The following is a 409-nucleotide window of genomic DNA, read 5'->3' on the forward strand; positions in this document are numbered from 1 at the left end:
TGGACATGGACCTGGCCATCTCCATCTACCTGGACGCCCTACAGGAAGAGCGCGACCGCGTGCAGGCCGAGCACGCCGCCGCCGAGGCCCGCCAGGCCGAGGTCGTGCGCGCCCTGGGCGCCGCCCTGCACAGCCTGGCCGACAACGACCTGTCCGTGACCATCCCGGACGTCTTCCCCGAGGAATATCGCTCGCTTCAGAACGACTTCCACGCCGCGACCCGCGCCCTGCGCACCGCCGTGCGGGCCGTGGCCGACAGCGTCGAGAGCCTGAGCGCCGGGTCCAGCCAGCTGGCCGTCGCCTCCGAAGATCTGGCCAGCCGCACCGAACGCCACGCCGCCAATCCGGCGCGCACCGTCGCCCAGTCCGCCGCCATCGCCCCCCAGGCCCCCCCCACCGCCGACGGCGG

General features: G+C 74.1%; 1 pseudogene. It reads left to right on the forward strand.

The window, feature by feature from the left end:
- Positions 1-409: pseudogene (locus B2Y21_RS06000) on the forward strand (methyl-accepting chemotaxis protein); the annotation flags it as partial.

Source organism: Brevundimonas sp. UBA5936 (assembly GCA_002430835.1).
GTDB lineage: Bacteria > Pseudomonadota > Alphaproteobacteria > Caulobacterales > Caulobacteraceae > Brevundimonas.